The sequence below is a fragment of the Pseudomonas sp. F9001 genome (assembly GCF_013385435.1).
In the GTDB taxonomy this organism is placed as follows: Bacteria; Pseudomonadota; Gammaproteobacteria; order Pseudomonadales; family Pseudomonadaceae; genus Aquipseudomonas.
In genome coordinates, this window is the sequence record NZ_JACAPX010000006.1 from 278,189 (window position 1) to 299,072 (window position 20,884).

At 58.8% G+C, this 20,884-nt stretch carries 17 protein-coding genes; 12 read left to right on the forward strand and 5 right to left on the reverse strand.

From position 1 onward, the window contains the following. Positions 1–193: 193 nt before the first annotated feature. From HX818_RS05555 to brnQ, 6 genes are all read left to right on the forward strand, one after another. Positions 194–3,025, forward strand: a complete 2,832-nt coding sequence (locus tag HX818_RS05555; protein WP_003210570.1) for a 2-oxoglutarate dehydrogenase E1 component — start codon at positions 194–196, stop codon at positions 3,023–3,025. 44 nt (positions 3,026–3,069) lie between these two features. Beyond that, complete coding sequence (odhB, locus tag HX818_RS05560; RefSeq protein ID WP_177019612.1) at positions 3,070–4,302, forward strand: 2-oxoglutarate dehydrogenase complex dihydrolipoyllysine-residue succinyltransferase; 1,233 nt, start codon at positions 3,070–3,072, stop codon at positions 4,300–4,302. A 95-nt stretch (positions 4,303–4,397) separates the two neighbouring features. Next, positions 4,398–5,834 (forward strand): dihydrolipoyl dehydrogenase, encoded by a 1,437-nt coding sequence (gene lpdA, locus HX818_RS05565; RefSeq protein ID WP_003210568.1) that lies wholly within the window; start codon positions 4,398–4,400, stop codon positions 5,832–5,834. Between the two features lie 214 nt (positions 5,835–6,048). Continuing rightward, positions 6,049–7,215: an ADP-forming succinate--CoA ligase subunit beta gene (sucC, locus tag HX818_RS05570; protein WP_003210567.1), complete on the forward strand. Its 1,167-nt coding sequence runs from the start codon at positions 6,049–6,051 to the stop codon at positions 7,213–7,215. Next, the gene (gene sucD, locus HX818_RS05575) at positions 7,215–8,096 is read left to right on the forward strand and encodes a succinate--CoA ligase subunit alpha (protein ID WP_003210566.1); all 882 of its coding nucleotides are present in this window, start codon (positions 7,215–7,217) and stop codon (positions 8,094–8,096) included. Before sucC ends, sucD begins: the two co-directional genes overlap by 1 nt. A 417-nt stretch (positions 8,097–8,513) precedes the next feature. Further along, positions 8,514–9,827 (forward strand): branched-chain amino acid transport system II carrier protein, encoded by a 1,314-nt coding sequence (gene brnQ, locus HX818_RS05580; protein WP_003210565.1) that lies wholly within the window; start codon positions 8,514–8,516, stop codon positions 9,825–9,827. A 149-nt stretch (positions 9,828–9,976) separates the two neighbouring features. On the opposite strand, the gene HX818_RS05585 is transcribed toward brnQ, so the two are convergent. Further along, positions 9,977–10,219 carry a hypothetical protein gene (locus HX818_RS05585; protein WP_003210564.1) on the reverse strand — a complete coding sequence of 81 codons (243 nt, stop codon included), beginning with the start codon at positions 10,217–10,219 and terminating at the stop codon, positions 9,977–9,979. Between the two features lie 157 nt (positions 10,220–10,376). Here HX818_RS05585 and HX818_RS05590 point away from each other — a divergent pair, with 157 nt between their 5' ends. From HX818_RS05590 to HX818_RS05605, 4 genes are all read left to right on the forward strand, one after another. Then, the gene (locus HX818_RS05590) at positions 10,377–10,853 is read left to right on the forward strand and encodes a PaaI family thioesterase (RefSeq protein WP_003210563.1); all 477 of its coding nucleotides are present in this window, start codon (positions 10,377–10,379) and stop codon (positions 10,851–10,853) included. Beyond that, positions 10,850–11,302, forward strand: a complete 453-nt coding sequence (locus HX818_RS05595; RefSeq protein WP_177019613.1) for a PaaI family thioesterase — start codon at positions 10,850–10,852, stop codon at positions 11,300–11,302. Before HX818_RS05590 ends, HX818_RS05595 begins: the two co-directional genes overlap by 4 nt. Positions 11,303–11,391: 89 nt before the next feature. Continuing rightward, complete coding sequence (gene htpG, locus HX818_RS05600; RefSeq protein WP_003210561.1) at positions 11,392–13,296, forward strand: molecular chaperone HtpG; 1,905 nt, start codon at positions 11,392–11,394, stop codon at positions 13,294–13,296. 66 nt (positions 13,297–13,362) lie between these two features. Then, complete coding sequence (locus HX818_RS05605; RefSeq protein ID WP_008434010.1) at positions 13,363–14,091, forward strand: dienelactone hydrolase family protein; 729 nt, start codon at positions 13,363–13,365, stop codon at positions 14,089–14,091. A gap of 135 nt (positions 14,092–14,226) precedes the next feature. Here the strand turns inward: HX818_RS05605 and HX818_RS05610 are convergent, their stop codons facing one another. Next, entirely contained in the window at positions 14,227–15,099 is an 873-nt protein-coding gene (locus HX818_RS05610) for a pirin family protein (protein WP_177019614.1), read from the reverse strand. Positions 15,100–15,163: 64 nt separating this feature from the next. Beyond that, entirely contained in the window at positions 15,164–15,580 is a 417-nt protein-coding gene (locus HX818_RS05615; RefSeq protein WP_003210558.1) for an OsmC family protein, read from the reverse strand. Positions 15,581–15,720: 140 nt separating this feature from the next. On the opposite strand from HX818_RS05615, the gene HX818_RS05620 reads away from it, so the two are divergent. Together HX818_RS05620 and HX818_RS05625 are read left to right on the forward strand one after the other, a co-directional pair. Further along, positions 15,721–16,725, forward strand: a complete 1,005-nt coding sequence (locus HX818_RS05620; protein ID WP_003210556.1) for an amidohydrolase family protein — start codon at positions 15,721–15,723, stop codon at positions 16,723–16,725. 148 nt (positions 16,726–16,873) lie between these two features. Further along, positions 16,874–18,499 (forward strand): methyl-accepting chemotaxis protein, encoded by a 1,626-nt coding sequence (locus HX818_RS05625; protein ID WP_003210555.1) that lies wholly within the window; start codon positions 16,874–16,876, stop codon positions 18,497–18,499. Between the two features lie 503 nt (positions 18,500–19,002). Here HX818_RS05625 and fabB read toward each other — a convergent pair. Together fabB and fabA are read right to left on the reverse strand one after the other, a co-directional pair. Further along, the gene (fabB, locus tag HX818_RS05630) at positions 19,003–20,223 is read right to left on the reverse strand and encodes a beta-ketoacyl-ACP synthase I (RefSeq protein WP_003210553.1); all 1,221 of its coding nucleotides are present in this window, start codon (positions 20,221–20,223) and stop codon (positions 19,003–19,005) included. 11 nt (positions 20,224–20,234) lie between these two features. Beyond that, complete coding sequence (fabA, locus tag HX818_RS05635) at positions 20,235–20,750, reverse strand: 3-hydroxyacyl-[acyl-carrier-protein] dehydratase FabA (protein WP_003210552.1); 516 nt, start codon at positions 20,748–20,750, stop codon at positions 20,235–20,237. Between the last annotated feature and the right edge of the window lie 134 nt (positions 20,751–20,884).

Consider the following 20,884-nt stretch of genomic DNA (forward strand, 5'->3'; position numbering starts at 1 on the left):
AGTTTTAACTTGAGCAGCGACTTACAAAGACGCGGCTCTTATTTTGAAGAAATGAGACAAGCAGGGGCATTCGGGTTGGTACCCGAACTATCAGCGTGATCCTAAGTGGCTTGTTTTGGTCGCTGCACTTGGCCTTTTGCAAGCAAACTCGGTGTTTTCGCCGGTGGTGTCCCCAAATCGAGGGTGACCAAGCATGCAAGAAAGCGTGATGCAGCGCATGTGGAACAGCGGCTATCTTTCAGGTGGTAACGCTGCCTATGTGGAAGAGCTTTATGAGCTCTACCTGCACGACCCTAACGCTGTGCCAGAAGAATGGCGCACCAAATTTCAGACGTTGTCTTCAGACGGCAACGCTGCCACCGATGTATCGCACGCAACAATTCGCGATCAGTTCGTGCTGCTGGCAAAGAACCAGCGCCGCGCCCAGCCGGTTTCTGCCGCAAGCGTGAGCAGTGAGCACGAGAAGAAGCAAGTTGAAGTACTGCGACTGATCCAGGCCTACCGTATGCGTGGCCACCAGGCAGCCCAGCTTGACCCGCTGGGGCTGTGGCAGCGTCCTGCACCTGCAGACCTGTCGATCAATCATTACGGCTTGACCAATGCCGATCTTGATACGACCTTCCGTGCCGGCGACCTGTTCATCGGCAAAGAGGAAGCGAGCCTACGCGAAATTCACGAAGCGTTGCAGCAGACATATTGCCGCACCATCGGTGCCGAATTTACGCACATCACTGATTCCGAGCAGCGCCACTGGTTCCAGCACCGCCTTGAAGGCGTGCGTGGTCGCCCGGTGCTGTCTGCGGACGTCAAGAGCCACTTGCTCGAGCGCGTCACTGCAGCGGAAGGCCTGGAAAAATACCTGGGCACCAAATACCCGGGCACCAAGCGTTTCGGCCTGGAAGGCGGCGAAAGCCTGATCCCGATGCTCGACGAGCTGATCCAGCGTTCCGGTTCCTACGGCACCAAGGAAATCGTGATCGGCATGGCCCACCGTGGCCGCTTGAACGTGCTGGTCAACACCTTCGGCAAGAACCCGCGCGAGCTGTTCGACGAGTTCGAAGGCAAGAAGAAGGTCGAGCTGGGTTCCGGTGACGTTAAATATCACCAGGGCTTCTCGTCCAACGTAATGACCACCGGCGGTGAAGTTCACCTGGCCATGGCGTTCAACCCATCCCACCTGGAGATCGTTTCTCCAGTGGTCGAGGGGTCGGTACGTGCGCGCCAGGATCGTCGTAACGATTCCACCGGTGAGAAGGTCCTGCCGATTTCCATCCACGGTGACGCGGCGTTCGCCGGTCAGGGCGTGGTCCTGGAAACGTTCCAGATGTCGCAGACTCGCGGCTTCAAGACCGGCGGTACCGTTCACATCGTCATCAACAACCAGGTGGGCTTCACCATCAGCAACCCGCTGGACGCACGCTCTACCGAGTACGCGACCGACGTTGCCAAGATGATTCAGGCGCCGATCCTCCATGTGAATGGTGATGATCCGGAAGCCGTGTTGTTCGTGACCCAGTTGGCCATCGATTACCGCATGCAGTTCAAGCGTGACGTGGTCATCGACCTGGTCTGCTACCGTCGTCGCGGTCACAACGAAGCGGATGAGCCTAGCGGCACCCAACCGTTGATGTACCAGCAAATCACCAAGCAGCGCACCACCCGTGAGCTGTATGCCGATAGCCTGATCAAGGCCGGCGTGGTGGACGATGCACGTGTTCAGGCGAAGATCGATGAATACCGCAACGCGCTGGACAACGGCCTGCATGTCGTGAAAAGCCTGGTCAAGGAGCCGAACAAAGAGCTGTTCGTTGACTGGCGTCCGTACCTGGGCCACGCCTGGACTGCGCGTCACGACACCTCGTTCGATCTGAAGACCCTGCAGGAACTGTCGGCCAAGCTGCTGGAAATCCCAGACGGTTTCGTCGTACAGCGCCAGGTTGCGAAGATCTACGAAGACCGTCAGAAGATGCAAGCCGGCGGCCTGCCGATCAACTGGGGTTACGCTGAAACCATGGCGTACGCGACCCTGGCGTTCGAAGGTCACCCGATCCGCATGACCGGCCAGGACATCGGCCGCGGTACGTTCTCGCACCGTCACGCTGTGTTGCACAACCAGAAAGACGCGGGCACCTACATCCCGTTGCAGAACCTGTACGAAGGCCAGCCACGTTTCGACCTGTACGATTCGTTCCTGTCCGAAGAAGCCGTACTGGCGTTCGAATACGGTTACTCGACCACCACGCCTCAGGCGCTGGTGATCTGGGAAGCCCAGTTCGGCGACTTCGCCAACGGTGCCCAGGTGGTTATCGACCAGTTCATCACCAGCGGCGAGCACAAGTGGGGCCGTCTGTGCGGTCTGACCATGCTGCTGCCACACGGTTATGAAGGTCAGGGTCCGGAGCACTCCTCGGCCCGTCTGGAGCGTTACCTGCAATTGTGCGCCGAGCACAACATCCAGGTGTGCGTGCCGACTACCCCGGCCCAGATCTACCACTTGCTGCGTCGCCAGGTGATCCGCCCGCTGCGCAAGCCGCTGGTAGTGCTGACGCCGAAATCGCTGCTGCGTCATAAATTGGCCATCTCGACCCTGGAAGATCTGGCGGATGGTTCGTTCCAGACCGTTATTTCAGAAATCGATACCCTCGACGCGGCCAAGGTTACTCGCCTGATCCTGTGCAGCGGCAAGGTTTACTACGATTTGCTGGAAAAACGCCGTGCCGAAGGCCGCGAAGACATCGCCATCGTGCGGATCGAGCAGCTTTACCCGTTCCCGGAAGACGACCTGATGGAGGCCATCGCGCCTTACACCAACCTCACCAATGTGGTGTGGTGTCAGGAAGAACCGATGAACCAGGGCGCGTGGTACAGCAGCCAGCATCATCTGCGTCGCAGCATCGGCAATCACAAACAGGCACTGGGCCTGGAGTACGCCGGTCGTGATGCTTCTGCTGCACCTGCGTGTGGTTATGCGTCGATGCACGCCGAACAGCAGGAAAAACTGCTGCAAGATGCTTTCACTGTTTAACGCCTTCGCGCTGACTGAAACCGAATTTTAAGGACCCACAGATAATGGCTATCGAAATCAAAGCCCCGTCATTCCCGGAATCGGTTGCCGATGGCACCGTTGCCACCTGGCACAAGAAACCAGGCGAGGCCGTCAAGCGTGACGACCTGATCGTCGACATCGAAACCGACAAGGTCGTGCTCGAAGTGTTGGCTGAAGCTGACGGCGTGCTGGGCGCAATCGTTGCCGAAGAAGGCGCTACCGTCCTGTCGAACCAGGTACTGGGCTCGATCGAAGAGGGCGGTGCTGCTGCCGCTGCTCCTGCTCCTGCCGCCGCTGCGGCACCGGCTGCTGCCGCAGCTCCAGCTGCTGCACCGGCTGCGGGTGGTGAAGATCCAATCGCTGCACCGGCTGCGCGTCAGCTGGCTGACGAAAACGGTATCAAACTGGCGTCCATCAAGGGCACCGGCAAAGATGGCCGTGTGACCAAGGAAGACGTGGTTGCCGCCGTTGAAGCCAAGAAAAACGCTCCAGCTGCTGCGCCTGCCAAGGCTGCCGCCCCGGCTGCCGCTGCTCCTGTGTTCGCCGCTGGCGACCGCACCGAGAAGCGCGTACCGATGACCCGCGTGCGTGCCACCGTGGCCAAGCGCCTGGTTGAAGCACAGTCGAACATGGCGATGCTGACCACGTTCAACGAAGTCGACATGACCGAAGTCATGGCCCTGCGTTCGAAGTACAAGGACCTGTTCGAGAAGTCCCACAACGGCGTACGCCTGGGCTTCATGTCGTTCTTCGTGAAAGCGGCCACCGAAGCGCTGAAACGCTTCCCGGCAGTCAACGCTTCCATCGACGGCGGCGACATCGTTTACCACGGTTATGCTGACGTCGGCGTTGCCGTCTCCAGCGACCGTGGCCTGGTGGTACCGGTTCTGCGTAACGCCGAGCTGATGAGCCTGGCTGAAATCGAAGGCGGCATCGCCAACTTCGGCAAGAAGGCCCGTGACGGCAAACTGACCATCGACGAGATGACCGGTGGTACCTTCACCATCACCAACGGTGGTACTTTCGGTTCGATGATGTCGACTCCGATCGTCAACCCGCCACAAGCTGCGATCCTGGGCATGCACAACATTCTGCAGCGTCCTATGGCGATCAACGGCCAAGTGGTTATCCGCCCGATGATGTACCTGGCGCTGTCGTACGATCACCGCCTGATCGATGGTAAAGAAGCCGTGACTTTCCTGGTGACCATCAAGAACCTGCTGGAAGACCCGGCTCGTCTGCTGCTGGATATCTGATAAAGCGGCGGTGCGCCGTACCACCCGGTCTGCCGCGAGGCAGGCCGGAGTGCGGCTCACGGCTTGAAGCTTTTAGCTAAAGAGGATTTTTTTTCATGTCGCAGAAATTTGACGTTGTAGTGATTGGCGCAGGCCCTGGCGGCTACGTTGCCGCCATCAAGGCCGCACAACTGGGCCTCTCGACTGCTTGCATCGAAAAATACACCGACAAGGAAGGCAAACTGGCGCTGGGCGGTACTTGCCTGAACGTTGGCTGCATTCCTTCCAAGGCGCTGCTGGACAGCTCCTGGAAATTCCACGAAGCGCAAGACGGTTTTGCCATCCACGGCATCAACCACGCTGGCGTGACCATGGACGTGCCAGCGATGGTCGGCCGCAAGGCCAACATCGTTAAAGGCCTGACTTCCGGCGTTGCTACCCTGTTCAAGGCCAACGGCGTTACTTCCCTGCAAGGCCACGGCAAACTGCTGGCCGGCAAGAAAGTTGAAATCACCAAGCCTGACGGTTCGACCGAAATCATCGAAGCCGAGAACGTGATCCTGGCTCCAGGTTCGCGTCCAATCGACATTCCACCGGCTCCGGTTGACCAGAACGTGATCGTTGATTCGACCGGCGCCCTGGAATTCCAAGCGGTTCCAAAACGTCTGGGCGTGATCGGCGCTGGCGTGATCGGCCTGGAACTGGGTTCGGTCTGGTCCCGCCTGGGTTCCGAAGTGACCGTGCTGGAAGCCCTGGACACGTTCCTGCTGGCTGCCGACACCGCAGTGTCCAAAGAAGCGCTGAAAACCCTGACCAAACAAGGTCTGGACATCAAGCTGGGCGCTCGTGTTACCGGTTCCAAGGTTAACGGCGAAGAAGTTGTCGTGACCTACACCGACAAGGATGGCGAACAGACCATCACTTTCGACAAGCTGATCGTGGCCGTTGGTCGCCGTCCGGTGACCACTGACCTGCTGGCTTCCGACAGCGGCGTGAACATCGACGAGCGTGGTTTCATCCACGTTGACGATCACTGCGCTACCACCGTGCCGGGCGTCTACGCCATTGGCGACGTGGTTCGCGGCATGATGCTGGCGCACAAGGCTTCCGAAGAAGGCATCATGGTTGTCGAGCGCATCAAGGGTCACAAGACCCAGATGAACTACGACCTGATCCCGTCTGTTATCTACACCCACCCGGAAATTGCATGGGTCGGCAAGAACGAACAGCAGTTGAAAGCTGAAGGCGTTGAAGTTAACGTCGGCACCTTCCCGTTTGCCGCTTCTGGCCGTGCCATGGCAGCCAACGACACCGGTGGTTTTGTCAAAGTCATCGCTGATGCCAAGACTGACCGCGTATTGGGCGTCCACGTGATTGGCCCAGGCGCAGCAGAACTGGTTCAGCAAGGCGCAATCGGTATGGAATTTGGCACCAGCGCCGAAGACATCGGCATGATGGTTTTCTCCCATCCGACCCTGTCCGAAGCGCTGCACGAAGCCGCGTTGGCAGTGAATGGCCATGCCATCCACATCGCCAACAAGAAGAAGCGCTAAGCGAGATAATAAGAAACCACGGCGGTTGCCCGTCGTGAGCCTTGTGCGCAAGACTCACCGCGGAATATCCGCTGGACGCAGTCTTGCGCAGTTTCACCACCCAGGGTTCAGGCCTTTGGTGGTTTGACTGTGCAAGCAGCAGTCACAGGTGGCGCGGCACTCAATAAAGAGCGCAGCGCCGAATGCGCAGTACCTAACGAAGACGGTAATAAGCATGAATCTTCACGAGTATCAGGGTAAGCAGCTGTTCGCTGAATACGGCCTGCCAGTATCCAAGGGTTACGCAGTAGACACCCCGGAAGCAGCAGCAGAAGCTTGCGACAAAATCGGCGGCACCGAGTGGGTTGTCAAAGCCCAGGTCCACGCTGGTGGTCGCGGTAAAGCGGGCGGCGTTAAGCTGGTTCGCAGCAAAGAAGACGCCAAAGCCTTCGCTCAGCAGTGGCTGGGCAAGCGTCTGGTGACTTACCAGACTGATGCCAATGGCCAGCCAGTCACCAAGATCCTGGTTGAATCGTGCACTGATATCGCTAAAGAGCTGTACCTGGGCGCTGTCGTTGACCGTTCGAGCCGTCGCATCGTGTTCATGGCCTCCACCGAAGGTGGCGTGGACATTGAGAAGATCGCTGAAGAAACCCCAGAAAAAATTCTGAAAGCCACTATCGATCCACTGGTTGGCGCTCAGCCATTCCAGGGTCGCGAGCTGGCATTCCAGTTGGGTCTGGAAGGCAAGCAAGTTGCCCAGTTCGCCAAGATCTTCGTAGGTCTGGCCAAACTGTTCCAGGATCACGATCTGGCCCTGCTGGAAGTGAACCCGCTGGTGATCAAGGCTGACGGCGATCTGCATTGCCTCGATGCCAAGATCAACATCGACGCCAACGCCATGTACCGTCAGCCTAAGCTGAAGACTTTCCACGATCCGTCGCAAGACGATCCGCGCGAAGCGCACGCTGCCAAGTTCGAACTGAACTACGTAGCCCTGGAAGGTAACATCGGTTGCATGGTCAACGGTGCTGGCCTGGCCATGGGTACCATGGACATCGTCAACCTGCATGGCGGCAAACCAGCCAACTTCCTCGACGTAGGCGGCGGTGCCACCAAAGAACGCGTTACCGAAGCGTTCAAGATCATCCTGTCCGACTCCAACGTCGCTGCAGTACTGGTCAACATCTTCGGCGGCATCGTTCGTTGCGACATGATTGCCGAAGGCATCATCGGTGCAGTGAAAGAAGTCGGCGTTAAAATCCCGGTTGTTGTGCGCCTTGAAGGTAACAACGCTGAACTGGGCGCTAAAGTACTGGCAGAAAGCGGTTTGAACATCATCGCTGCTACCAGCCTGACCGACGCTGCTCAACAAGTTGTCAAAGCTGCGGAGGGCAAATAATGAGCGTCCTGATCAATAAAGACACCAAGGTTATCTGCCAGGGTATTACCGGTTCCCAAGGTAGTTTCCACACCCAGCAAGCCATCGAATACGGCACCAAGATGGTGGGTGGCGTTACTCCTGGTAAAGGCGGCACCGAGCACCTGGGCCTGCCAGTGTTCAACACCGTGAAAGATGCTGTAGCTGCCACTGGCGCCACCGCCAGCGTGATCTACGTTCCAGCTCCTTTCTGCAAGGACTCCATCCTGGAAGCAGCATTCGGCGGCATCAAGCTGATCGTTTGCATCACCGAAGGCATTCCTACCCTGGACATGCTGGACGCTAAAGTTAAGTGCGACGAGCTGGGCGTAGTCCTGATCGGCCCTAACTGCCCAGGCGTGATCACTCCAGGCGAATGCAAGATCGGCATCATGCCAGGTCACATTCACTTGCCAGGTAAAGTCGGTATCGTTTCCCGTTCCGGCACCCTGACCTACGAAGCTGTCAAGCAGACTACTGACGCCGGTTTCGGTCAGTCGACTTGCGTCGGCATCGGCGGTGACCCGATCCCAGGCTCGAACTTCATCGACATCCTGAAGCTGTTCCAGGAAGACCCGAAGACCGAAGCGATCGTAATGATCGGTGAGATCGGCGGTTCGGCTGAAGAAGAAGCGGCTGCCTACATCAAGGCACACGTGACCAAGCCGGTTGTTTCCTACATCGCTGGTGTGACTGCCCCTGCTGGCAAGCGCATGGGCCATGCTGGCGCAATCATCTCTGGCGGCAAGGGTACTGCAGACGAGAAGTTTGCTGCCCTGGAAGACGCAGGCGTTAAAACCGTGCGTTCGCTGGCAGACATCGGCAAGGCTTTGTCCGAGCTGACCGGTTGGGCTGTCAAGTAAGCCTCGCGCTTAACTGACGCTTCACCCCACAAAGGCCACCTTCGGGTGGCCTTTGTGCATTCTGAAGGTTGGTGGAGATCAAAATGTGGGAGCGGGCTTGCTCGCGAAAGCGGTGTGTCAGTCAGCTCATGAGTGGCTGATACACCGCTTTCGCGAGCAAGCCCGCTCCCACATTCGATCGTATTTCAAAATTTAGATATAAAAACGCGACATAAAAATGTCGCTTATCGGACAGTTCGCCCCGCAACAGTGCGTTTGACCCGCAAATTCGTTAGGCTAGCCGCCTCTTTATGCGTGTGCCTCCCAAAAGGAAGCCTCGCGCCAGACCGGTCGGTCCCCATCCGGACCGGCAGTATTTCCCTCATCCATAGGGAAGCCCTCTCTAAATTCCGATTCAGTAGTGTGGTATTTCCTCAAATGAAAGTGTTGAAAAGCCAGGACATCCTGGCGTTGGGCTTTATGACTTTTGCCCTGTTCGTGGGCGCCGGCAACATCATCTTCCCGCCAATCGTCGGTTTGCAGTCCGGGCCTCATGTCTGGATGGCGGCGCTGGGCTTCCTGATCACCGCGGTCGGTTTGCCGGTGATCACCGTGGTCGCCCTGGCCAAGGTCGGTGGTGGCATGGACGCGTTGAGCAGTCCGATCGGCAAGATCGCCGGTGGCTTGCTGGCAGCGGCGGCCTACCTGGCTGTCGGCCCGTTGTTCGCCACCCCGCGAACCGCCACCGTTTCCTTTGAAGTGGGCCTGGCGCCGCTGACCGGTGAAAGCCCGCTGGCGCTGTTCCTCTACAGCTCGGTGTACTTCCTGCTGGTGTTCTTCATCTCCCTGTACCCGGGCCGTCTGCTGGATACAGTCGGTCGTTTCCTGGCACCGTTGAAGATCATCGCCCTGGCCGTATTGGGCATTGCTGCCTTTGCCTTGCCGGCCGGCGATGTGGGTGTTGCCACCCCTGAGTACGTGGCTGCACCGTTCTCCCAGGGCTTTATCAATGGTTACCTGACCATGGATACCCTCGGCGCCCTGGTGTTCGGCATTGTGATCGTCAACGCGATCCGCTCCCGTGGCGTCGAGTCGCCGAAGCTGATCACCCGCTACGCGATCATCGCCGGGCTGATTGCCGGTGTGGGCCTGGCGCTGGTGTACATCAGCCTGTTCCGCCTCGGTTCGGGCAGCCATGAAGTGGCGGCCGGCGCCGCCAACGGCGCCGCCGTGCTGCACGCCTACGTCCAGCACACCTTCGGCTCCCTGGGCAGCGGCTTCCTCGCCGTGCTGATTTCCCTGGCGTGCCTGGTAACCGCGGTGGGCCTGACCTGCGCCTGCGCCGAGTACTTCAGCCGCGTACTGCCGCTGTCCTATAAGACCCTGGTGGTGATCCTGGCGGTATTCTCGCTGTTTGTGTCCAACCTGGGCCTGACCAAGCTGATCGCGTTCTCGATCCCGGTGCTGACCGCCATTTACCCGCCGTGCATCGTGCTGGTGGCCCTGAGCTTCTGTAAGGACTTCTGGCAGGAGCAGGGCCGGATCGTTGGCCCGGTGATGCTGGTGTCGTTCATCTTCGGTTGCATTGACGCGCTGAAGGGCGCGGGCCTGGCTGACTGGATGCCATCGCAACTGGCTCACCTGCCGCTGAGCGAGCAGGGCCTGGCGTGGCTGGTGCCTTCGGTGATGACGCTGGTGGTTGCGGTGGTGATTGACCGCCTGCTGGGCAAACGCAGTGAAGCGATGGCTTAAACGTTTAGCCATTAACTTGTGCCGAGGTTTAGTTCGAAGTTTCGAGCTGCCCGGCCGGGTTAAAAACACCGGACAAAGTAAAGCCCGCTATTAAGCGGGCTTTCTTTTGCAACATGACTTTTCAAGTCACAGTGTTCAAGTCGTCAGACTCAAGAACCGGTTGCAGGTGTTGCTTCTTTCGCAGCAGCTTCGTTCGATTCAGCCTGAGCTTTGGCAGCATCGGCGTTTTCTTTCGCAGCGTCGTTCACTTTATCCTGTGCTTTCGCCATGTCTTTTTGAGCTTGCTCAGAGTGGGCTGCGGCGTCTTGGGCTTTGTCTTCGGATTTTTTGTCGCAGGCAGCGAGGCCGAGGGCAGCAGCCAGCATCATGGAAATAGCTAAAGTCTTGCGCATGGGGTGTTTCTCCTTATTGAAGATATCTACTGGCCTTTCGAGCCTATGCCCAACGCTTAGTTCCTTAAATCTCACAGATATATAAGGCTTTTCCCTAGGGAACTTTCAGCAAGGTTGTCTACTCCGCCGGCTCCACACTAATAAGAGTCTTGAACGAATGACCGAAAATCCTCTTTTATCCCGTGCCACGCGCTTTGTTTCAGCCTTGCGCCACTGCCAGGTGCTGGGCATCCAGGTGCACGCCGCCAGTGAGGACGGCATGACGCTGGTGTTGCCCTATGCTCCGCATATCGTCGGTGACCCGCAGACCGGCGTGATCCACGGCGGCGCCATCACATCCTTGATGGACACCGCCTGTGGCATGGCTACCTTGTGCGTACTGCCGGAGTTCGAGGTTTGCCCGACCCTGGACCTGCGCATCGACTACATGCACCCGGCCGAGCCCCATAAACCGGTATTCGGCTTTGCCCAGTGCTACCGGGTGACCACCGACGTGATCTTCACCCGCGGCTTCGCCTACCAGGACGATCCGCAGCAACCGATTGCCCACGTGGTGGGCACGTTCATGCGCATGGGCAAGCGCCTCAAGGGCAGCCAGGGCCTGGGCAATGCAATCAAGGGAGAACAGGCATGACCCATCAATTCAAGACCCGTCTGCAGCAAGCCCACGAGCGCGGCAACTATGACGCGCTGCTCAACCTGATTCCCTACGCCAGGCTGATCGGTATCGAATGCACGCGCCTGGGGGATGAATTGCTGTTCCGCATGCCGGCCAACAAGGACAACATTGGTAACCCGATATTGCCGGCGATCCACGGCGGGGTGATCGCGGGCTTCATGGAGCTGTCCGCAGCCTTGCATTTGCTGGTATTCACCGGTGCGCCTGGTGTTCCCAAGATCATCGATTTCTCCCTGGATTACCTGCGCGCCGGCCAGTTTCGCGACACCTACGCCAAATGCCAGGTGTGGCGCCAGGGCCGGCGGGTGGCCAACGTGGCGATCACCGCATGGCAAAGTACCCAGGCCGAACCGATTGCCACCGCCCGTGCGCATTTCAAGATTGAGGAACCTGCTCGCCCTTGAAATCCTGGTCTTAGCCCCCAACTTTGATGACAACCCGCCGCCAACCCTCAAGGGCGCGGCCACTGCCATCCAATTGGAGTTTGATGACCATGAGTGTGGAAACTCAAAAGGAAACCCTGGGCTTCCAGACCGAGGTGAAGCAACTGCTGCACCTCATGATCCATTCGCTGTATTCCAACAAGGAAATTTTCCTTCGCGAATTGATCTCGAACGCCTCTGACGCTGTCGACAAATTACGTTTCGAAGCCCTGTCCAAGCCTGAGTTGCTGGAAGGTGGCGCGGAACTGAAAATCCGTGTGAGCTTCGACAAGGACGCGAAAACCGTCACCCTCGAAGACAACGGTATCGGCATGAGCCGTGACGATGCGATCACCCACCTGGGGACCATCGCCAAATCCGGCACCGCTGATTTCATGAAGAACCTGTCGGGCGACCAGAAGAAAGATTCGCACCTGATCGGCCAGTTCGGCGTGGGCTTCTACTCGGCCTTCATCGTTGCCGACAAGGTTGAAGTATTCAGCCGCCGTGCCGGCCTTGCCGCCAGCGAAGGCGTGCACTGGTCTTCCAAGGGCGAGGGCGAATTTGAAATCGCCACTGTCGACAAGGCTGATCGTGGTACCCGCATCGTCCTGCACCTGAAGTCCGGTGAAGACGAGTTCGCCGATGGCTGGCGTCTGCGCAATATCATCAAGAAGTACTCCGACCACATCGCGTTGCCGATCGAGTTGCCGAAAGAACAAGCGGCGGCCGAAGGCGAAGAAGCCCCGGCCCAGGAATGGGAAGTGGTCAACCGCGCCAGCGCCCTGTGGACCCGTCCTCGTACCGAAGTCAAGGACGAGGAATACCAGGAGTTCTACAAGCACATCGCCCACGATTACGAAAACCCGCTGAGCTGGAGCCACAACAAGGTCGAAGGCAAGCTGGAATACAGCTCGCTGCTCTACGTACCGGCCCGTGCTCCGTTCGACCTGTACCAGCGTGAAGCGCCGAAAGGCCTGAAGCTGTATGTGCAGCGCGTGTTCGTGATGGACCAGGCGGAATCGTTCCTGCCGTTGTACCTGCGCTTTATCAAGGGCGTGGTTGACTCCAACGATCTGTCGCTGAACGTGTCGCGGGAAATCCTGCAGAAAGACCCGATCATCGACTCGATGAAGTCGGCGCTGACCAAGCGTGTCCTCGACATGCTGGAAAAGCTGGCGAAAAACGAGCCTGAGCAATACAAGGGCTTCTGGAAAAACTTCGGCCAGGTCATGAAAGAAGGCCCGGCAGAAGATTTCGCCAACAAGGAAAAAATCGCCGGCCTGCTGCGTTTCGCATCGACCAACGGTGACGACGGCGAGCAGAACGTTTCCCTGGCTGAATACCTGGCGCGCGCCAAGGAAGGTCAGGACAAGATCTACTACCTGACCGGTGAAACCTACGCTCAGGTCAAGAACAGCCCGCACCTGGAAGTCTTCCGCAAGAAAGGCATCGAAGTGCTGCTGCTGACCGACCGCATCGACGAGTGGCTGATGAGCTACCTCAGCGACTTCGACGGCAAGAGCTTTGTTGACGTCGCCCGCGGCGACCTGGACCTGGGCAACCTGGATTCCGAAGAAGACAAGAAAGCCGCTGAAGAAGTGGCCAAGTCCAAAGAGGGCCTGGTTGAGCGAATCAAGACCGCCTTGGGCGATGCCGTCAGCGAAGTGCGGGTTTCCCACCGTCTGACCGATTCCCCGGCGATCCTGGCCATCGGCGAGCAGGACCTGGGCATGCAGATGCGTCAGATCCTGGAAGCCAGCGGTCAGAAGGTTCCGGATTCCAAGCCGATCTTCGAATTCAACCCGGCTCACCCGCTGATCGAGAAACTCGACGGCGAGCAGAGCGAAGAGCGGTTTGGCGACCTGTCGCACATCCTCTTCGACCAGGCAGCCCTGGCTGCCGGCGACAGCCTGAAAGACCCGGCCGCTTATGTGCGCCGACTGAACAAGCTGTTGGTTGAACTGTCGGTTTAACACCGTTGTAGAAAAACCCGCTTCGGCGGGTTTTTTCGTTCTGGAGCCTTTCACCTGGAGTAAATGATGAGCCAAATCACCGTGCGTTCCGTGGTCTATCAGATTGATGGCCAGTCTTATGAAAGCCGCCTGGCATTTGATGCCAGTCATAAGGGCCCGCTGCCAGGGTTGTTGATGGCGCCGAACTGGATGGGTGTCAGTGCCGGCGCTGAAGAGATCGCCAAGAGCGTGGCCAGCAAGGGCTACGTGGTGCTGCTTGCCGACCTGTACGGGCAAACCGTCCGCCCTTCGAACGGCGATGAAGCGGGTGCGGCGATGATGCCGTTGAAGAATGACCGGCCGCTGTTGAACAAGCGCATGCAGGTCGCGCTTGATCACCTGAAAACCCAGACTGAAGCGGCGGTGGATACCTCGAAGCTGGCGACCTTTGGTTTCTGCTTCGGTGGTTGCTGCTCCCTGGAGCTGGCACGTACCGGTGCACCGTTGAAAGCTGCCGTTTCGTTCCACGGCAGCCTCGACACGCCGAACCCGGCCGATGCAAAAAACATCAAGGGTTCCGTGCTGGTGTTGCACGGTGCTTCCGACCCGTTGGTGCCGAAGGAGCAACTGCCGGCGTTTGAAGACGAAATGAACGCCGCCGGTGTGGATTGGCAATTGCTGAGCTACGGCGGTGCGGTGCACTCGTTTACCGACCCGCACGCGAATGTGCCGGGCAAGATGATGTATGACGCGAAGACCGCTGCGCGGGCCTTTCAGTCGATGCATAACTTGCTGGATGAAGTGTTCAAGGGCTGATAGTTCGGTTGCCTGAGCTGGCCCCTTCGCGAGCAAGCCCGCTCCCACATTTTAACCGTGTAAATCCTGAAGGAACGCGGTCGAAATGTGGGAGCGGGCTTGCTCGCGAAGGCTGTTTCACAGGCAATAAAGCGCTTAAGCCTTGCCTAGAGGCAACTCGATCCGCTCACTTTCCCCCGGCACTGTCGGCCAATCCCCAGCCGCCCAACGCTGCCGAGCCTGCTCGATCAACGCCGGATCACTCGCGACAAAATTCCAGTTAATCCGCCGTGGCCCATCCAGCGCCGCGCCGCCGAACACCACCAGGTGGCAATCGGTCTCGGCAAACAGCCCCATGCTTGCGCCTGCCGGCAACACCACCAGGCTATGCACCTCCAGCGCTTCGCCATCCAACTGCGCCTCACCCTCCAGCACATACACCGCCCGTTCTTCATGCTCATCCGGGATCAGCAGGGTGGTAGCCGTCTGCATCCGCACCTCGGCATACAAGGTGGGCGACAACACCGGCACCGGCGATTCGAGGCAAAAGCCACTGCCGGCAATCAGGCGAATCTGCACGCCGAGGTTATCGCTCACCGGCAAGCTGGCGGCCGGATGATGGCTGTAATGCCCAGGCCCTTGTTCATGTTCCTTGGGGGAGGCCAGCCACACTTGCAACCCGTGCAGGCTGAAACCACTGGCCTTCAACGCCTCGGGGCTGCGTTCAACGTGGGCAATGGCACTGCCGGCTGTCATCCAGCTGACGTCCCCGGCCTTGACCACCTGATCGGAGCCGAGGCTGTCCTTGTGCAGGAGTTCGCCTTCAAACAGGTAGGTCAGGGTAGAGAGGCCGATGTGCGGGTGTTGGCGAATGTTCATGCCGGTACCCGGGGCATAACGGGTTTGCAGCATATGGTCGAAAAACACGAAAGGCCCGACGCTGCGGCATTGCCTGGAGGGCAGTGGGCGCAGGATCGGTTGGCCTTCCACATCTTCGGCGCGCGGGCGAATCACGGTCACGGTGGTCATGGTGCTTCCCAGTCTGAGCGGGTCTGATGGTACTGAGCATAACCCGCTCGACGGGAGGTTGCCGCTACTGGCTGAAGGCGCCTTCGGAGAGCCGGGTCTCAATGGTAACTTCGGCCGTGGTCATCAGCTTGTGCACCGGGCAGCGATCCGCCACGCGGTGCAGCTCGTCGCGCTGCTCGTCAGTGAGTACGCCCTTGAGGGTCAGTTTGACGTTGAGCTTGTATTTGCCCTTTTGCTCTTCGGTGCTGTCATGGGTGACTTCCACGGTCACGCCGGTCAGCGGTATGTCTTTTTTCTGCGCATAGAGCTTGACGGTCAGGGCCTTGCAGGACGCCAGTGCGGCGTCGAAGTAATCGTGGGGGGAGGGCGCCGAATCGTCGCCGCCCAGGCTCTTGGGCAGGTCGGTAAACAGCTCGTGGTTATTGATATTGACGCTGTGGCGGAAGTTTTCGGCGTTCAGCGTGTTCACGGTAACAGGCATGGCAAACCTCACAGGGTGGCAGGAAGAAGCTCATGCAGTTATAGAGCATGCTGGCACGTTGGTGTTCCCCGTTGTTTACCGCTGAACCCGCAGGCGCGGCCCGAGGTCTACCGGCATTAGCCCTTGTTTGAGATACCCCCGTGCGCCGGACCCGCCTGAGTATTGCCCTGTTGCTGACCGCCGCAAGCCTTGCGGTGCAGGCTCGCGACTATGCCTACAGCGATGCACACCTGCATTACGTCGATTTCTTCCAGGAGTCGGCGGGCATGGATAAATTACTCAAGGCCATGGCCGATAATCGCATCGAGCATGTGATGATTTCCGGCATACCGGTGGCCAAGAAATGGCATGAGGACGAACCCAAGCGGCCGCGCTATTACGCCGGGGACGACGCCGACGCCTATTGGTACAGCGCCACCGACGTGTTCGTCGCCGATGCGGTCAATAAATTGAGCCCGGAGCAACGTCAGCGCTTTCATCCGTTCCTCAGTGGTTTCAATCCCAACGATAAAAATGCCGCATCCCATATCCAGCGCATGCTCGACCTCAATCCTGGGCTCTGGCAAGGCATCGGCGAAGTCTTCACCCGTCACGACGACCTGACCGCGCTGACCTCCGGCGACACCCCAAGGGCCAACAATGAGGCGATGACCCGCATCTATCACCTGGCCGCGGAGAATGATCTGCCGGTGATGGTGCATTCCAACATCACCTCCAAGCGTGAGAAAAATCCGTTGTACCTGGCGGAAATGGAAGAGCCGCTGCGTAATCACCCGCACACCCGGTTTATCTGGGCCCACGCGGGCAGCAGCATGGAGATCCATCGGCACCAGACGCAGATGGATTTTTTGCTGCCGACCCTGGCGCGCATGCTGGAGGCTTACCCCAACCTTTACGTCGACCTGTCCTGGAGCGTGCTCACGCCTTACTTGCTGGATGAGGCGGGAAAGCCACGCCCTGAGTGGGTAAAGCTGGTGGAGCGCTTCCCGGACCGCTTCATGCTTGGCTCAGACGTGGTAGGACGCTTCAACAAGCTCGGTAAGGAAATGCGCAGCTTTGACCCGTTCCTCGATGCGTTGCCTGAGGATGTGGCCAGAAAGGTCGCGCGGGACAATTTCCTGGCGATTCTGCCCAAGCCCAGGTGATGGGTTTAGCTGAATCGCTACAGCCGGGGCGGGGCGATCGTAAGGCGTTTTGATATCGCGTTTTCGTCTTAGGCAAAAGTCTCAACTCGCCGATACCTTTCAAGAGCCCGCTGCAGGTGGATGCAGCGCTTTTGGAAGGATTCCGAGCATGAATATCAGAAGTCTGAATATCGCCCCTCGCGCCGGCCTGGGGTTTGGTTTGCTGGCGCTGATGGTGTTTGCCCTGGGCGGGTTCGCCTTGTTGCAGATGGGCAATATGCGCCAGCAGTCTGACCAGGTGGAAAACAACTGGCTGCCCAGCGTGATGGCGGTCGGCGAGATGAATCAGGACCTGCTGCGGGTGCGGGCCCTGACGTTGCGGCTGCTGCTTAACCGCGACCCGCAGGCGATCACGCAGAATGAGCAGAAAATCACCGAGCTGAAAAGCGGCCTGCACAAGGCTCAGTCCCTCTATGAAGGTTTGATCGTGCTGCCTGAAGAGCGGGTGCTGTTCGATCGCTTTAAAACCGAGGAAGAGCGTTACCTGCAGCGCCAGGAACAGGTGATGGCGTTTTCCCGGGCGAATCAGTTGGAAGACGCGATCAAGGTGGTCAACGGCGAGATGAACCAGTTGGCCGACGAACTGGCCGGCACCCTGCGTGAGCTGGTGACGTTGAACAAGGTCAGTGCCAATCAGGCGGCGAGCCTGGCGCAAAGTGTGTTCACGCAATCGCGCAGTTGGGTGGTTGGCATGATTGCCGTGACGGCGCTGATCACCATCGGCCTGGCATTGTTGCTGACCCGCAGTATTGTGCTGCCGTTATCCCAGTCTTTGAAAGTCGCCCAGGGTGTGGCCAGTGGCGATCTGACCGGGGTGATTACTGTCAGCGGCCAGGATGAGCCGGCGCGTTTGCAGCAGGCGCTGAAAAGCATGCAGGAGAGCCTGCGGGAAACCATTCGGCGTATTTCCGATTCGTCCAGCCAGTTGGCGTCGGCTTCCGAAGAGCTTAGTTGCGTGACCGAAGATGCCACCCGTGGGTTGCATCAGCAGAGTCAGGAAATCGAGCAGGCGGCTACTGCGGTGAACCAAATGACGGCGGCGGTGGAGGAGGTGGCGAGCAACGCGGTGGCTACGTCCCAGGCATCGCGGGAGTCGGACCGTATTGCCCAGCATGGTCGCGAGCAGGTGCATCAGACGGTGTTGTCGATTGAGTCCCTGGCGGATGATGTGACGGCCAATGCGACTCAGGTGGAGGACCTGGCGCAGAAGGTATATGGCATCAGTAAGGTGCTGGATGTGATTCGTTCGATTGCCGAGCAGACCAATTTGCTGGCGCTGAATGCCGCCATCGAAGCGGCGCGAGCTGGGGATGCCGGGCGTGGGTTTGCGGTGGTGGCGGATGAGGTGCGGGCCTTGGCGCATCGTACGCAGCAGTCGACCCAGGAAATCGAGCAGATGATCAGTGGGATTCAGCAGGGGACTGATCAGGCTGTCAGCTCCATGCAGCAGAGCAATACTCGGGCGCGTTCGACGCTGGATATCGCTAAGTCGGCGGGGACGGCGCTGGAGGAGATTGCTTCGGCGTTTACCCTGATCAATGAGCGCAACCTGGTGATTGCCAGTGCCTCGGAAGAACAGGCGGCGGTGGCGCGGGAGGTGGATCGCAATTTGATGAATATTCGCGATTTGGCACAGCAGACGTCGGCGGGGGCGAACCAGACCAGTGCGGCGAGCCAGGAGTTGTCGCGGTTGGCGGTGGATCTCAACACGATGGTGGCTAGGTTTTCGGTTTAGGTTGTTGGGGGAGTATGCCCGTTGCTGTGGTAGGGGCTACTTATGGTTTCGCTCTCGCAGCGAGTCACTTTGCAAAAGCGGCAAAGTAAGCAAAGCGCTCTGCCTCGCCTGTCGGCGGGGCGCCTAAGATCAAAAGCAAGAGCACGGCGGCCTGGAAGCCGACCTGAGTGTTAGAAGCAAAAGCAGAACCGCTTTTCTGTCGGAGCCGGCTTGCCGGCGAAAACCTGAGAACGCCGCGTTGAATCAGGATGCCAGCGTCATCGTTAACGACCTTCGCGAGCAAGCCCGCTCCCACATTCGACCGTGCCCGTTTTAGCTTTTGATTTTGCTTCTAAACACTCAAGCCTGAGCGAGGTGCCGAGTGATCGGGCAAGAGCGTTTTGCTTACTTTTGACTGGGCACGCATTCCGGCTTTCAAAAGTGAGCCACTGTAAGCGCGGTAAACGGGTAAAAAAACGCCCCGAACCAGTCGGGGCGTTTTCAGGCGATCAAGCTGCGAGAGCTTACTTACCCTGCCAGCGTTTCAGCACCAGGGTGGCGTTAGTGCCACCAAAGCCGAAGCTGTTGCTCATCACTGTATTGATGGTCGCATCTTCACGAGTCTTGGTCAGGATAGGCATGTCAGCCACGTCCGGGTCCAGTTCCTCGATGTTGGCAGAACCTGCCATGAAGTTGCCTTCCATCATCAGCAGGCAGTAGATCGCTTCGTGAACGCCAGCGGCGCCCAGGGAGTGACCCGACAGGCTCTTGGTAGAGCTGATCGCCGGAGCCTTGTCGCCGAATACCGCACGCACGCCTTCCATTTCCTTGGAGTCGCCGACCGGAGTCGAAGTACCGTGGGTGTTCAGGTAGTCGATCGGGGTATCAACGGTGGACATGGCCATCTGCATGCAGCGGATGGCGCCTTCGCCGCTTGGCGCAACCATGTCGTAGCCGTCGGACGTCGCGCCGTAGCCGACGATTTCCGCGTAGATCTTCGCACCACGGGCCAGGGCGTGTTCCAGCTCCTCGACCACCACCATGCCGCCACCGCCGGCAATGACGAAGCCATCACGGTTCTTGTCATAGGCGCGGGAGGCTTTGTCCGGGGTTTCGTTGTACTGGGTCGACAGGGCGCCCATGGCGTCGAACAGGAACGACTGGCTCCAATGTTCTTCTTCACCGCCGCCGGCAAACACGATGTCCTGCTTGCCCAACTGGATCTGCTCTACAGCGGTACCGATGCAGTGAGCACTGGTGGCGCAAGCGGAGGAGATCGAGTAGTTCACGCCCTTGATCTTGAACGGCGTGGCCAGGCAGGCGGAAACGGTGCTGCCCATGGTCCGCGTGACGCGGTACGGGCCAACGCGCTTGACGCCTTTCTCGCGCAGGATGTCCAGCGCTTCCATCTGGTTCAAGGTCGACGCGCCACCGGAACCGGCGATCAGGCCGGTGCGCACGTTGGATACCTGGTCTTCGCTCAGGCCGGAATCGGTGATCGCGTCCTTCATGGCCAGGTAGGCGTAAGCGGCTGCGTGGCCGACGAAGCGATAGATCTTGCGATCGATCAGTTCTTCGAGGGGCAGGTCGATGGAGCCGGAAACCTGGCTACGCAGACCCATTTCGGCATATTCCGGGTTGAAGCGGATGCCAGGGCGACTTGCACGCAGGTTAGCGGAGACGGTCTCTTTGTCATTGCCCAGGCACGAAACAATGCCCAGACCAGTGATAACGACGCGGCGCATGCGGATAACCCTTAAAAGTTGTCAGTGGAAGTGAATACGCCGACCCGAAGGCCTTCGGCAGTATAAATCTCGCGACCGTCGACAGTCACCGAACCATCGGCAATGGCCAGGTTCAGCTTGCCCTTGAGGACGCGCTTGATTTGAATGTTGTAAGTGACTTTCTTGGCGGTCGGCAAGACCTGGCCAAAGAACTTCACTTCGCCCGAACCCAGGGCGCGACCGCGGCCCGGCAGGCCTTGCCAGCCCAGGTAGAAACCGACCAGCTGCCACATGGCGTCAAGGCCCAGGCAGCCCGGCATCACCGGATCGCCTTCGAAATGGCAGGCGAAAAACCACAGGTCAGGGGTGATATCCAGCTCGGCGACCAATTCACCTTTGCCGTACTTGCCACCCTCTTCGCTGATATGGGTGATGCGATCCACCATCAGCATGTTCGGGGCGGGCAGTTGCGCGTTACCTGGGCCGAACAGCTCACCGCGACTGCAGCGCAGCAGGTCTTCCCGAGTAAAGGCGTTTTGTTTGGTCATGCGAGCTCCTCAATAATCCCATGCGGCAGGGCAGGGCAAATCTTCCCGGCCGACTGAAGCGTTCATGCCTCATATCGGCAGCCTACACATAGACTATTGCGTTGTAGTGAAAGTCACAGCGTCAAGGTCATGAA

Excerpts from the sequence above, each read along its gene's own strand:
- HX818_RS05555 (WP_003210570.1), top strand. The coding sequence starts at position 194 with ATGCAAGAAAGCGTGATGCAGCGCATGTGGAACAGCGGCTATCTTTCA.
- odhB (WP_177019612.1), top strand. The coding sequence starts at position 3,070 with ATGGCTATCGAAATCAAAGCCCCGTCATTCCCGGAATCGGTTGCCGAT.
- lpdA (WP_003210568.1), top strand. The coding sequence starts at position 4,398 with ATGTCGCAGAAATTTGACGTTGTAGTGATTGGCGCAGGCCCTGGCGGC.
- sucC (WP_003210567.1), top strand. The coding sequence starts at position 6,049 with ATGAATCTTCACGAGTATCAGGGTAAGCAGCTGTTCGCTGAATACGGC.
- sucD (WP_003210566.1), top strand. The coding sequence starts at position 7,215 with ATGAGCGTCCTGATCAATAAAGACACCAAGGTTATCTGCCAGGGTATT.
- brnQ (WP_003210565.1), top strand. The coding sequence starts at position 8,514 with ATGAAAGTGTTGAAAAGCCAGGACATCCTGGCGTTGGGCTTTATGACT.
- HX818_RS05585 (WP_003210564.1), bottom strand. The coding sequence starts at position 10,219 with ATGCGCAAGACTTTAGCTATTTCCATGATGCTGGCTGCTGCCCTCGGC.
- HX818_RS05590 (WP_003210563.1), top strand. The coding sequence starts at position 10,377 with ATGACCGAAAATCCTCTTTTATCCCGTGCCACGCGCTTTGTTTCAGCC.
- HX818_RS05595 (WP_177019613.1), top strand. The coding sequence starts at position 10,850 with ATGACCCATCAATTCAAGACCCGTCTGCAGCAAGCCCACGAGCGCGGC.
- htpG (WP_003210561.1), top strand. The coding sequence starts at position 11,392 with ATGAGTGTGGAAACTCAAAAGGAAACCCTGGGCTTCCAGACCGAGGTG.
- HX818_RS05605 (WP_008434010.1), top strand. The coding sequence starts at position 13,363 with ATGAGCCAAATCACCGTGCGTTCCGTGGTCTATCAGATTGATGGCCAG.
- HX818_RS05610 (WP_177019614.1), bottom strand. The coding sequence starts at position 15,099 with ATGACCACCGTGACCGTGATTCGCCCGCGCGCCGAAGATGTGGAAGGC.
- HX818_RS05615 (WP_003210558.1), bottom strand. The coding sequence starts at position 15,580 with ATGCCTGTTACCGTGAACACGCTGAACGCCGAAAACTTCCGCCACAGC.
- HX818_RS05625 (WP_003210555.1), top strand. The coding sequence starts at position 16,874 with ATGAATATCAGAAGTCTGAATATCGCCCCTCGCGCCGGCCTGGGGTTT.
- fabB (WP_003210553.1), bottom strand. The coding sequence starts at position 20,223 with ATGCGCCGCGTCGTTATCACTGGTCTGGGCATTGTTTCGTGCCTGGGC.
- fabA (WP_003210552.1), bottom strand. The coding sequence starts at position 20,750 with ATGACCAAACAAAACGCCTTTACTCGGGAAGACCTGCTGCGCTGCAGT.